The 11,900-nt window shown below is 25.5% G+C and carries 14 protein-coding genes; 1 reads left to right on the plus strand and 13 read right to left on the minus strand.

What is annotated here, in order from left to right; genetic code table 11:
* Positions 1-324: 324 nt before the first annotated feature.
* The 5 genes from P4S50_RS10175 to P4S50_RS10195 all read right to left on the minus strand — a co-directional run bounded on the left by P4S50_RS10175 (position 325) and on the right by P4S50_RS10195 (position 3,991).
* On the minus strand, positions 325-1,701 hold the full coding sequence (locus P4S50_RS10175) for a hypothetical protein (RefSeq protein ID WP_277730677.1): 1,377 nt from the start codon (positions 1,699-1,701) through the stop codon (positions 325-327).
* Positions 1,702-2,020: 319 nt separating this feature from the next.
* Positions 2,021-2,401 (minus strand): hypothetical protein, encoded by a 381-nt coding sequence (locus P4S50_RS10180; protein WP_277730678.1) that lies wholly within the window; start codon positions 2,399-2,401, stop codon positions 2,021-2,023.
* A gap of 102 nt (positions 2,402-2,503) precedes the next feature.
* The gene (locus tag P4S50_RS10185) at positions 2,504-2,938 is read right to left on the minus strand and encodes a hypothetical protein (RefSeq protein WP_277730679.1); all 435 of its coding nucleotides are present in this window, start codon (positions 2,936-2,938) and stop codon (positions 2,504-2,506) included.
* 145 nt (positions 2,939-3,083) lie between these two features.
* Positions 3,084-3,617: a GNAT family N-acetyltransferase gene (locus P4S50_RS10190; protein WP_277730680.1), complete on the minus strand. Its 534-nt coding sequence runs from the start codon at positions 3,615-3,617 to the stop codon at positions 3,084-3,086.
* A gap of 56 nt (positions 3,618-3,673) precedes the next feature.
* Positions 3,674-3,991, minus strand: coding sequence for a hypothetical protein (locus tag P4S50_RS10195; protein WP_277730681.1), 318 nt, complete (start codon positions 3,989-3,991; stop codon positions 3,674-3,676).
* 420 nt (positions 3,992-4,411) lie between these two features.
* Between P4S50_RS10195 and P4S50_RS10200 the strand changes: the two genes are divergently transcribed.
* Positions 4,412-4,756: a hypothetical protein gene (locus P4S50_RS10200; RefSeq protein ID WP_277730682.1), complete on the plus strand. Its 345-nt coding sequence runs from the start codon at positions 4,412-4,414 to the stop codon at positions 4,754-4,756.
* 279 nt (positions 4,757-5,035) lie between these two features.
* Here the strand turns inward: P4S50_RS10200 and P4S50_RS10205 are convergent, their stop codons facing one another.
* The 8 genes from P4S50_RS10205 to P4S50_RS10240 all read right to left on the minus strand — a co-directional run bounded on the left by P4S50_RS10205 (position 5,036) and on the right by P4S50_RS10240 (position 11,677).
* Entirely contained in the window at positions 5,036-5,998 is a 963-nt protein-coding gene (locus P4S50_RS10205) for a hypothetical protein (protein ID WP_277730683.1), read from the minus strand.
* A gap of 573 nt (positions 5,999-6,571) precedes the next feature.
* The gene (locus tag P4S50_RS10210) at positions 6,572-7,015 is read right to left on the minus strand and encodes a hypothetical protein (RefSeq protein WP_277730684.1); all 444 of its coding nucleotides are present in this window, start codon (positions 7,013-7,015) and stop codon (positions 6,572-6,574) included.
* A gap of 237 nt (positions 7,016-7,252) precedes the next feature.
* Positions 7,253-8,023 (minus strand): hypothetical protein, encoded by a 771-nt coding sequence (locus P4S50_RS10215; RefSeq protein WP_277730685.1) that lies wholly within the window; start codon positions 8,021-8,023, stop codon positions 7,253-7,255.
* Between the two features lie 178 nt (positions 8,024-8,201).
* Positions 8,202-8,750, minus strand: a complete 549-nt coding sequence (locus tag P4S50_RS10220) for a hypothetical protein (protein ID WP_277730686.1) — start codon at positions 8,748-8,750, stop codon at positions 8,202-8,204.
* Between the two features lie 246 nt (positions 8,751-8,996).
* Positions 8,997-10,139: a hypothetical protein gene (locus P4S50_RS10225; protein ID WP_277730687.1), complete on the minus strand. Its 1,143-nt coding sequence runs from the start codon at positions 10,137-10,139 to the stop codon at positions 8,997-8,999.
* A 267-nt stretch (positions 10,140-10,406) separates the two neighbouring features.
* Positions 10,407-10,886 carry a hypothetical protein gene (locus P4S50_RS10230; protein ID WP_277730688.1) on the minus strand — a complete coding sequence of 160 codons (480 nt, stop codon included), beginning with the start codon at positions 10,884-10,886 and terminating at the stop codon, positions 10,407-10,409.
* Between the two features lie 26 nt (positions 10,887-10,912).
* Positions 10,913-11,284 (minus strand): DUF2500 domain-containing protein, encoded by a 372-nt coding sequence (locus P4S50_RS10235; RefSeq protein ID WP_277730689.1) that lies wholly within the window; start codon positions 11,282-11,284, stop codon positions 10,913-10,915.
* Between the two features lie 198 nt (positions 11,285-11,482).
* Positions 11,483-11,677: a hypothetical protein gene (locus P4S50_RS10240; RefSeq protein WP_277730690.1), complete on the minus strand. Its 195-nt coding sequence runs from the start codon at positions 11,675-11,677 to the stop codon at positions 11,483-11,485.
* Between the last annotated feature and the right edge of the window lie 223 nt (positions 11,678-11,900).

Below are 11,900 nucleotides of genomic sequence, written 5' to 3' on the forward strand. Positions count from 1 at the left end.
TTACCATATTGTATGATTTTTGTTTATATATGCAACAAAAAACAGTAGCTTTGGTTGGCTACTGTTTTGGTGGTTTGAATATATAATATATAGGTTTAAATTTATTTTTAAACTTATTGAGTAACTATAATGTCTACTCCCACGGGTCCTCTTCAGTCTTTTTATAAAATTTGTATAATTTCGATATTTCCTCCTTAATTTTTTCATTTGCATATTCGTAATTCTTATTTTCTATAATAATAATATATATTTTTCTTAATATCTTATTGTAGTCCTCTGAATGTTTATCAAATTTACTTAACTCTTCTTCATAATATTCAATTATCATATATAATTTAATAAATAGGGGATAACAGCCACGAATATGGCTGAAAGCCCAATAAGTATATGTATAAAAACTGTTAAGAATGCAAAAATCATACAATATATATTCATTTCACCCTTATCTAATTTTTTAGATGTATCTTTATTACTTTTATTTAAGAAATTAAAAATCACTCTATATAATATAGTTACCATTATAATTATAGGAAGTATCCATTTGAAACCCTTATATAGGTATATACCTGTAGATATTAATGTAAATATAGAAGATATTGCAAATATAAAATCATATTCATACCCTTTGATTTTGTTTATTACCTTTAATAATCTTATATTAGTACTCATCTCGTTGACAAAATAACGTTCTTTGTCATAAGTAAATTTTGTATTTTTAGTACATACTACTATTTTATTACTTAGAAATTCAATAAATACTATATCTTCTCTATCCATAGTATCTATATCCATGATTGAAAAATATTTATGATATAATTTTTTAGTTCTTAAATCTATAATAATCAAATTAAAATTCTTTTTATTATTTTTAACACTAATAAATAAATAGTTATTCACAAAAATAGGATTATATAAATAGCATCCTTTATATTTAGATGATTTGAAAAAAATATCACCTTTTTTCTCTAAAATAAATCTTCTATTTTTAATGTAATCATTTATAGTCAGCCTATAATCCTTCCTATCATAAACTCTTTTTTTATTTTTCCTATTATTTCTATTCAAAATAACTTGTTCTGCTTTACGTATGGATCTTATATTTGTACATTTTATAAGTATATTATTATCATTATTGTATTTTTTATAGTTATCATCTTTTTTTAATAGCTGTTCTCCTATCTTCCTCAAAGCAAAATACGATATAACTATGTCTGAATTTGTAATCCCTTTATTTACATCTAAGTTTATATATGTGAATTTAGACTTCTCGTATAACTTAATAAAATTTTGTATAGTTTTCAAAATATCATCATATTCTCTTTTTTTACTTAGAATATTTAGTGCTTTTTTTAAGTTAATATTTTTGTGTTTTACTTGTATACCAAAATCACATTCAAATAAAAATAATTTTATTATTTCTAATAAATAGTTTACTAACAGCTCAAATACTTTTCCTAAATGTTCCGTACAATTATTACATTCAACATAATCTCGAATTTTTTTCAAATAAATAATTAATTGATTAAATTTAGGATAATGTAAATCGCTATAACTACTATATTCTAAGCAATATCCTCCTGGACCTTTTATTTTTCTATCAAATTTCCATATATTATTAATAGTTTGTATGTTATAATTATTGTCTATATTTTTTATTAACTTTTCTAAATCCAAAGACTTTTTTTCAGTCCATATTTTCATAAGTTCTTTTGTCTCTGATAATATAGTCCTCTCCCCCTCAATTTTATAGGATACAAAATCATCAACATTATTATACCTATAAAATACATTTTGATTTGACCAACTATACCTAATCTTTATTCTAGAATATACCCATTTTCACATTTTACCATAATATGAACTTTTTTGTATAAATATGTAATCAATACATATTAAAAAGCACCTAATCTCTAAATTAGATGCCCTTGTAATATTTAAATCCTTATTCTTTTACTACTTTGAAATTTATATTTTTTTGTACTTTCTCATATATATATTACTCACAGTTAAATATCATCTACTAAATTGATTTAATACTAGTTTCAATTAATTTTTTAGCAAGTTCTATGTTGTCGGATAAATAACATGCTTTAACTCCACCAGCATGAAGATTTTTTCTATCATCATCTGATAAAATCAACATATGTTCCTGGTTTTCTATAATATCACTATAGTTAAAATCGATATTAAGTTCTAAGAAAAATCTATCCTTATTACTTGTATATCCAATTTTAAAAATTCTATTTCCCTTCTCTGGAACATCTTTAGGATAATAAGAAAATCCTGTCTTTAGCATTCGTTCTTCGATATCAAACTTTTTAGCAAATTCTCTAACATCTTCTTGAACATTAATCGAAAATCCTATTCCTCTATTTTTACATTCATTAATTAATGCTGACATAATTAAACCTCCTAATATCTTTAAAGTTTATAAAAACATCTATGTGATAATATATGATTTTTTTAATCTACATAATTAACATAATAAAGATTATCCTCTATTTCAATTTAAAACTTGCTTTAAAACAACATATCTATCATCAATCCATTGTAGCTTAAATTTAGAATTACTGCTATATACAGGATATGATTTTGCTTCAATGCTAAAAGTTCCTGTAGAAATATCAGTATCACACACTACTTTAGATTTGTTTACGAATACAACTTTATAATATCCTTCTGTCATAATTTCAAAAGTCACCCATTTAAAACCTACTTCGTTATACATCTCTTCTTTAGATTTATATGGTCCAAAAATATAGAATTTTTCCCACTCAAATGGAAGATCTTCTTTTAAATCTATAATTGATTCGTTTTTGTTGTTTATATGTGTAATGATATATTTTTCAAATTCTTGTGAATCACTATCGGTATAATATGAGTCTATACATATTCCTATAAGCAAAAGAAATATGATTCCAAATATAATTTTTTTCATAACAAGTTCTCCTATTATTGTAAGTTATTATATAAATCCCATTCATTCCCAACTGTTTTGGTGGTTTGTGTTTATGTAGTTTAACTGTAATTAGTTCTTTTTATATTATGAATAAATGTTGTGTAATCACTTATACCCTTTAGTACTAATTGTTAACTTGCAAAGTCATAACACTTACTATATGTGTTTTCTTTGAAAAATCCATAGTGACTTCTTTTATTTTTGTATAACCTAAATTTGACCAAAATTTAATTCCCTTATAATTATCTTCAATTACACCTATTCTTAGAGATTTTGATCCTAAATTAATTGTCCATTGTACTAATGCTTTATGTATCATTCTACCTAATCCCTTACCTCTTTCTTCAGGATTAATAATCATTAATCCAAGCATCCATTGTTCAATAACAGGAAAATCTTTTACTATATCAATGATTCCAATTAGTTCATTGCTGTAATTAAATATGCCTAAAACAAACTTATCATCATAACTTTTATTAGGTGGTATAGCCGTAAATATTTCTTTTGCTTTTTCTGTAGATGGTAATATTCCATCATGTAATATGTAATAATCTGAACATTTTTTGCACAGTGATTCAACAAGTTTAATATTTTCTACAGTAAGAGATTTAATCTTATAATCATTTTGTAAATTAAATTCTTCCATATTCACTTTCACCTATCCCCCCAAATTCCTTGATTAATTATTTAACTTTTTCTACAGAACGAATATAGTTACGGCTTCTCTATCCAGTCACGTTTCCAACTATTCCTACCCATCATAAAATAACTCCTATATATAACAACATAAACAATTCTATCTTTACTATCTAAATTATATTTCACCTTAAATACCGTATCTGTGTAAAGTCTTTTCTTTTTCTCTATTTTATCAGCTTCCTTAATATATGATTTATCTTGTTCTATTGATAAAATTTTTCCGCCCATTTTTTCAATTCTGTATCTAATTCCATCTTCCTCAGTTTCTGAAATTAATTTTAAGAAAGTAAAAAAGACTATTATAGCAATAAAAACAATAAAATGTTCATTCAAGTTAGTCACTCTCCTTTTTAGGTATCTATAATCATTTCCTTATAGCACCAAAACTTGCCTTTTCTTTAAAAATAACTAAATTACTCTTAATATTTAATTTTTTAAATCACTTCTCGTAATGTATATCATCTTACTTAATTCTATTCATTTCTAAATATATTTTACCATAATATAACACATTTTTATGCTTATTGTATATTTGTGCAAGAAAAAACAATAGCTTTGGTTGGCTAGTGTTTTGGTTGTTTTGGTTTGTATCTATTGATTTAAACTATTTTATAGTTTTTAACATATACTTTACTATGATTATACAGTTGCTAGTTCTACCTCTGAAAAGAAAACTATAACTCATACTATATAATTTACATAAAATTAAATTTATGGTATTATACAACCTAATCAATATATGGAGGAATAATTATGTCTAACGCAACTAAAAAAGAAAAGAAGTCTAAAGAAAAATGGAAATTTATATTAGTGGGATGTGCTATTGCTTATTTTGCAATGTTATTTAACCCACAAGCTACAAGTTGGTATTTCAAACAACCTATTAGACCTTTTGTAATTGGATCTGGGTATGTAATAGGAAGTGCATTTTATGAGGGTAAATATAATAGAGATCGATTAAGCGCAAAATGGAATAGTTTAAAATCTATGTTATTTTTTTTTAAGATAATTTTAATTTTTTTAATAATACAACAAATAATATTAATTTTTACAGGATATAATACTTTTCCAATTTTTTTCCCAGAAACTACATTGTAGGAATATTATAATTTTTTTGCATATATATTTGTGCAATATAAAACAGTAGCTTTGGGTGACTACTGTTTTGATTGTTTGTATTTATGTAGCTTGAATAAGATTACTATTTTTCAGAAGATATAAAATAAACCCTTGGTATGTAATTCAGAGGGAGGTTTAAGCTTTGCTTGTTATGGAAAATATAAATTTAATTATAATAATTAAATTTTAAAAGTACTTCTTATGATTTTTCCATTTCTAAATTTAGTTAACTCTATACTTAAATTTATGATTGTATTTTTAATATGATATTTTCGTCTTTATCCTTTCCTGACAGTCCACAAAGCCTTGTCCATACCAATTCAAATATTTTTTTTTCTCCTCTTCTGAATGATATAAATCAATAAAATCATCTAATAAGTAAGTACCTCCATCTTGTCCATACTTCTCTATAGAACCAGGGTAGACCTTACCATTAAATAATTCTGAAAATTGCTTATCCGATACTTTATATACACCAGAAGGCATCTTACCCATACTGTTTAATTTTTTTAAAAATACATATACAGAAAATAGTTCTGATTCTCCTGTTCCGCCTACATCTGCACGAAAAATAAATGCATGAGGATAATAATCATATTTAAATTTATCAAACCTGCGTATAACACCTAACTTTCTTATACACGGTTCATCATCTATAACAAAAATAAATTCTTGTACATCCATAAAATCTTCTTGTTGTAAAATTTGATCAGCTATATATATACTCGGTAACATAGATTTAAAAGGATCTCCTAATCCAAACTGCATCCATTCAACATTAACTCCTAATTTTATTGCTAAATTTTCTATAAATTCATACGAAGGTTCTTCTGAAAATAAATAGTATTTCTTTAAATCGTTAACTGACGAAAACCCAAGTATTTTCCCTAGTTTTTCAACATTAATCTTTTCTCTAAAATTACTACGATCATTCATAAGCGTTATGATGTAATCAAGTCTTTTTGCAAAGCTTGTTTTATGCATATCTTGTTCAAACATTACTGTATATCTGTTTTCTTCATTTAATAAATTACTACTATATGCAACCTTGCTCTCTACACCTTCAATACTATTAATTTCCTCAATAAATTCGTTGCAAATATTTCCATCTAAATTTATACTATAAAATTCTCCAAAAACATTTTTAATGCTTAATTTTACTCCTTCTTTGATTAGATCGTATACAACTCCTCCTATAATAGAACTAGTAAAAAAATCCATTTTAATTCTCCTTCCATATTTTTTTATTTATTCTTTTCAAAATTGCAAGTTAAACTATCTATTTATTATAACAATAATTGATATATTCAATATAACATCATATATTAATTATACTAAATTATACCATATCTTCAATCATACGACATATCCCTTCATTATCAAATCATAGCAACTAATAAATATATCTAAATTTGATGTTACGAAGTATTTGTTTTTACATAACTTGTCTCAGATTAGTATTTTTGAAAGCATGTAAAATAACCCCTCCTTATATAATTCAGGAGAGGTTGTAGTTTGTATGTTATGTATGATGTGAATTTTAATATTCGCTTATGACAATCAAAACGTTATAAAACAAATGTTTTAAAATGAGAAAAATAATTCTAAATAAGCAAGATTCATGCATGTCTACACTGTTTATTTAGGCTATAGCCATATAAACTTCCAAAACAAAAAAAGAACAGCTCTAAACTGTTCTCTGAGTTCATCATATATTATGTATAATGGAAAGTTGATTATTTCATCTAAACACAGGTCTTGATAAAAAGATAATAGATACTATTAATTTATACGTTACCTATTTTTCAAAAATTCACGATAAAGTTTCTCGTACTCTCTCATTAAATCTGCTATTTTAGTGATTTCATCCATAGTTGATTGGTGTAATTCACTTGAATAATCACTTTCGAGAAAAAGTTTATGATACTCTATTGCATTCTTAGCTGAAGAAGTCATTCTACCTGCAACTTCTCGTGCTTCTTCAGAAAAAAAATGTACACTTTCATCATCCAACTTCTCTATAACCTCATTTATTTCTTTTATAGTTTTATCCAACTCTTCTCCTTCTGTCGTAAGTATAGGCGAAGTAACAATATATAGGTTTAACACATCTTTAAATGTACTATCAAACATATCTGAATATTCTTTAATTGTAGAAACCTCTTTTTCATCTTGACAACCTATTAAGCTGAAGGTTCCTACTATTGCAACCAATATTAGTAAAATTAATCTTTTCATATGGTCTCCCCTTTTTATAAATATAGTAATTCTAATAAATATTTAATTTCACATAATCAACTTCTAATTATTGGATATTTTTAGATATTTATAACTTTAATTCCCAAGTTGGATTATACCATAATATACCTCATTTCTATACTTATTGTATATTTGTGCAAGAAAAAACAGTAGCTTTAGTTGACTACTGTTTTGATGATAAGAGATTATTTACAATGCCTTAGTTCTTCTCTAAAATTAACTAATCCAAAACTCAACACTTATAGGAATAAATCTATTCTCATTGATATATTTAACTGTGTAATTTGAATATATATCATCAACAATATTACCTGTATCTTGAACAATTGTTACTGCATCAAAATAGCCATTGGTTCTCTTAGTCCCACAATAGCAACTGTATATAGCATCATCTATATCTATATAGTACTCTGCATCTATTTTTACACGTTCTTCGAAAAACTGCATTAAGACCTCTTGAAGTTTTTTATTTTTACATTCTATATTTATATCCTCTTCAACATCTTCATTTAAATCTATAAAGCAATGATTTTTTTCTAATTCATCATAATTTCTTATAGACCAAACTTCTATTCCAATTGGCCAACCATTATCCCTAAATTTAACAGTATAATTCCACTCTGAATTTATATCTCTCACTCTTGAAAAAGTTAAGCTAAAGCAATTTTCCCAAACTCTTATATCACTATAATATATTTGTCCAAACTCCATACTAATACACTCGTGTAAATCATCGTATCCTAACCAGCTCTTACATCTATGTATTGCTAATTTCTTATATTTGTCTAAATCTTTTAATATTCTATCTGCCATATCTATATATTCACAGTTTGGTGAATTTTCATCTCCAAACACAATAATATTTATATTTTCAATAGAAACTCCCCATTTGGAATATTTCATTTCATTCTTTTCTACTATATCTTTATCTACTATATTTTCTAATAACTTTAATTGATTAGTAAAATTATTTTTGAATTCTATCATTTTTATTTTCCTCCCTTACCATACACCTACTTATTTCACTACATTTATAAATAGACTAAATGCAATTAATATAGTATGTGATTTAATTATTATAAGTTAGTAAGCATATTAAGAATAATATGAATTAATATAATGACTATAAACCCAAAACAATCCTAATAATATGAGAAATGCATGGCTAAAAATTGTAGTCAAAATAGTTATTAACAAAATCAGCCATAGAATGTTCCTCATCTTCTCGTCCAATACAATCTAAATCAAAATCATAAAAATACAAATATGCTATACTTTTTTTCTCTTCAGATGTTCCAATCATACCAAAAGATTTTGGATAGTGTGTATTAGATTTTTCATTTCTAGCCACGACTTTAAAAGTATAACTATTTATTAAAAATTCATGTTCAGGAATAATACCTTTATCTTTTTCTTCTAAAAAAGTATATTTTTCTTCTAATTTATCTTTTTCACTCTTATATATTTTATCATCATAGTTAACAATTAGAGCAACCGAATCCGATTGAAATATATACATTGATTTATGAGTATATTTGTATTCTATATCCTTATATTCAGGCAAATCATCAAGATTGGGCATAATGTCTTTTGCCTCTGAATCAATTGTGGTTCCGGTATTAAGATAATTTTTAATATTTGAACTTGACTTGCTACAGCTATTAAATAAAAAAAACAAAGCAATAAATATAACAATTAAATATTTTTTCCTCATTTTAAATCACTTCTCCCAAAACAAATTATCTTTTCTTCGTACTTTCTTACAGTTTCGAACCTTATATTTTTTCATATACTTTTCATTTATTTCCATTTATATATTACCATAATATAACAACAATTTCATGCTTACTGCCTATTTGTGCAATTAAAAACAGTAGCTTTGGTTGGCTACTGTTTTTATGTTAGAACATATTTATATTTTAATAATTAAATACTTTAAATGATTTTAAAAACATAAATTCTATTTAATTAATTTTTTCATCTCTAAATCACCTTTTCCATAAGATCTCGCTTCTGCCCATATAAAGTATAATTCATTTTTATATATTGTTCCTACTGCCCAACTTGATTCATCATATTTTATAGGCTTATAATTTAAAGGTCCATTATCTGCTTGAATCCAACTAGTTCCATCATATTTTTTTAATCTTACTTGTTTATCTTCTTCAAAAACAACATATAACTCATTATTATATTCTACAAAACTCGCACAAGATAGCATTTTAGATGATGTATAATTTAAAGAACCCTTATCTGCTTGTTCCCAATTAGTTCCATCATATTTTTTTACTCTTAATTGACCATCTTCTCTAAAGACAACATATAACTTATTATTATATACTGATAAATTAGGATATGTTGCTGACTTTTTTGCATCATAATTGATTGTACCATTATCTACTGATGTCCAGTTTTTTCCATCATATTTTTTTACTTTTATCTTGTCATCTTGGCTCCAAGTAATATATAAGTTATTATTATATACTATAGCCTTTGCAAGATGAGAAAACCCTTCCTTATCTTCATTTAGAGAACCGTTATCTACTGATACCCAATTAGTTCCATTATACTTCTTCATTCTAACATGATATCCAAAGCCTTCAGAAGTTCCCCATTCACCCCACATAACATACAAATTGCTATCATAAACTATTAATCTTGGTTTATTTGCATTTTCACGGCTATCATAATTTAAACAACCGTTATCTACTGATACCCAATTAGTTCCATTATATTTTTTCATCCTTATTTGAAAATTGTTTCTTGCTTTACTTTCTTCCCAAGCAACATAAATTTCATTTTTATAAACTACTATACTTGGTGATCTAGTTTCTTGAGACTTATCATAATTTAAAGAGCCATTATCTATTTGTACCCAGTTGCTTCCATCATATTTTTTTACTCTTACTTGTCTATCTTCCCTAAACGCAACATACAGTTCATCATTATAGACTGTTGTAGTTGCATCATAAGCACTTGCCGATTCACTGAAATTTAAAGGTTCAAATTCTTGAAATTCAGTATTAGCAAAACTACTCCCAAAGCTTAAAATTACTAATATAAAACTTAAAATTATAACATTAAATGATTTTATTTTTTTCATTTATTTTTACCCCCTTTATTTTTATACTTTACTAGCTTTTTAATTTAATTATAAGGATTCATTTTTAGAAATATATAAATTTCATTTTCCAATTTAAATATACCATTATAATCTCATATTAGCCTCCTTTTAATTGTCTTAATTACATATTTCTCAATACCCTTTACCATATTATAGCACATCCTAGTATTTTTTGTATATTTTTGAAATAAAAAACAGAAACTTTACTTGGCTACTGTTTTAAATATAATTCTTATCTAAGCATAACTAACCTGGAAAATCTATTGCATATTTCTCATATTGTTTTAAAAAATCAATATATCTAGATTTAACCTCTTCAACATCACCATATATTCCATTATTAGCTAAATGAAATTCATCGTCTAAGTACATCATCCATAAATAGCATTCTTCTTTATTATCTATTTGAAGAGATAGATATAGATGGTATAACTCAGTTGAAATAACCTGTATCTTATTTGGATCTTTTATAATTTCTTTGTAGAATAATCCTAGTAAAATTTTAAGTGAAATTTCTTGATCAACTCCTACACTAACTTCTTTAAGTTTAGAAATAATGTCTTCTGCTTTTTTGCTTCCCGAAAGCGAAAGTTCTATTATTGAAATATCTGGATTTTCTGATATCATTATCTCATTATCAGCCCAATTTATTACATCTTTCTTAGTTATAAAACCACATGATAGTGCTAATCTATATAATTCAGCTTTTAGTTTTATATCTTCCATTTTTCTAAACCGTCCTTATCTTAAAATTAATTTTCTCTATTCACATTAATATTTGTAATGTAGAAACTAAGATATTTATCTCCTTTAAAAGTTAACTCACCTATATTCCCCTCTAAAATAACTGCATACTGTTCAGGTAAAACTTCAAATTCTTTTTCTTCTCCATTTTCTAACTTAAATTTCATGTAGTGATGTATATGTACTACCGTGCCACTCTTAAGACCTCCTGTTGATGTAGGAATCATTTCTTTTGAAATTAACGTAGCAGCAATAGTTTGAGTAGGTTGTTTTTTATGCTTTCTAATCTTTCTTATTTCAAGAAATATCATAACTCCAATAAAAAGAATAGCTGGCCACATAAACATTATTAAAATCAAAGTTATTTTCCATGATGACATAAAATTCCCCCTAACAATATATACCTTATGTGAACTAAATTATTTATCGTGAATTTTTTAGATATAAATTTTATCCATACAGGTATATTTTACCATAATATTTCTCTTTTTTATATTTGTGCAAGGAAAAACAGTAGCTTTGGTTGGCTACTGTTTTTGTTGTTTATGTAGTTTGGCTAGGATTAGTTTTTTTGAAATTTAAGGTCTCCCACCTTGGCAATTAGGGCACTTTCGTTGCCAAATATCTGATCCATTTGATTTATACTTATAATTACAGTTTCTACATTCCATCCAATAAAACCATTGCATATGATCTGTTCCAGGCTCATCTGTACGTTCTAAATTCATTTGATTATTTCTATTTATAAATCCTGATTCAGTAGTTTTTTTCAAGTTTATTTTCCCCCTTATCTTATGCTTTTTCTTACTAATAAGTGATTATTAATTATTTTGCCACATAACTAAATTTTCTTCTAATATAAAGATTATGATCTTTATCTATTTTCCAAAAGAACTCTTTAGATTTTCCTAGTGTCTCTGATATGATCCAAGTATCATCCATAAAAATAATCCTCCTTTTATTATCTTTAGTGAGAGAGTGTATAACAAGTACCAA

The organism is Tepidibacter hydrothermalis (assembly GCF_029542625.1).
GTDB classification, from domain to species: Bacteria; Bacillota; Clostridia; order Peptostreptococcales; family Peptostreptococcaceae; genus Tepidibacter_A; species Tepidibacter_A hydrothermalis.

Bases quoted from the DNA above. Each gene is read 5' to 3' on its own strand.
- P4S50_RS10175 (WP_277730677.1), bottom strand. From the start codon at position 1,701: ATGAAAATATGGACTGAAAAAAAGTCTTTGGATTTAGAAAAGTTAATA.
- P4S50_RS10180 (WP_277730678.1), bottom strand. From the start codon at position 2,401: ATGTCAGCATTAATTAATGAATGTAAAAATAGAGGAATAGGATTTTCG.
- P4S50_RS10185 (WP_277730679.1), bottom strand. From the start codon at position 2,938: ATGAAAAAAATTATATTTGGAATCATATTTCTTTTGCTTATAGGAATA.
- P4S50_RS10200 (WP_277730682.1), top strand. From the start codon at position 4,412: ATGTCTAACGCAACTAAAAAAGAAAAGAAGTCTAAAGAAAAATGGAAA.
- P4S50_RS10205 (WP_277730683.1), bottom strand. From the start codon at position 5,998: ATGGATTTTTTTACTAGTTCTATTATAGGAGGAGTTGTATACGATCTA.
- P4S50_RS10210 (WP_277730684.1), bottom strand. From the start codon at position 7,015: ATGAAAAGATTAATTTTACTAATATTGGTTGCAATAGTAGGAACCTTC.
- P4S50_RS10215 (WP_277730685.1), bottom strand. From the start codon at position 8,023: ATGATAGAATTCAAAAATAATTTTACTAATCAATTAAAGTTATTAGAA.
- P4S50_RS10220 (WP_277730686.1), bottom strand. From the start codon at position 8,750: ATGAGGAAAAAATATTTAATTGTTATATTTATTGCTTTGTTTTTTTTA.
- P4S50_RS10225 (WP_277730687.1), bottom strand. From the start codon at position 10,139: ATGAAAAAAATAAAATCATTTAATGTTATAATTTTAAGTTTTATATTA.
- P4S50_RS10230 (WP_277730688.1), bottom strand. From the start codon at position 10,886: ATGGAAGATATAAAACTAAAAGCTGAATTATATAGATTAGCACTATCA.
- P4S50_RS10235 (WP_277730689.1), bottom strand. From the start codon at position 11,284: ATGTCATCATGGAAAATAACTTTGATTTTAATAATGTTTATGTGGCCA.